Source organism: Pseudomonas sp. 2995-3 (genome assembly GCF_002742565.1).
Lineage (GTDB): Bacteria > Pseudomonadota > Gammaproteobacteria > Pseudomonadales > Pseudomonadaceae > Aquipseudomonas > Aquipseudomonas edaphica.
In genome coordinates this window covers 1-255 of sequence record NZ_LJSB01000078.1, presented here as the reverse complement: position 1 = coordinate 255, position 255 = coordinate 1, and the positions used below count along the sequence as shown (strand labels likewise).

Here is a 255-nt window from a genome sequence, read left to right as displayed (position 1 = left end):
GCCCCCAAGTACATAAGATGGACGCACAAGTACCAGATAACCAATGCCATTAGCAATTTCAACTGCTTCTGATACTGATGTTGCAGTTTTTCCTTTAGGCTGCGGAATCTCCAATTGCATCAATGTCTGTTCAAACTTATCTCTATCTTCTGCTCTATCCATATTTTCAAGCGATGTTCCAAGAATCTTTACCCCTCGCTCTTCTAAATCCGCCGCAAGATTTAATGCTGTCTGTCCACCAAACTGAACGATGAC

The 255-nt window shown here is 42.4% G+C and carries 1 protein-coding gene; it reads right to left on the bottom strand.

Annotated elements, in window-relative coordinates:
* Positions 1-255, bottom strand: a 255-nt coding sequence (locus tag AOA62_RS03900; RefSeq protein WP_143521736.1) for a hypothetical protein, incomplete at both ends; no start/stop codon positions are given.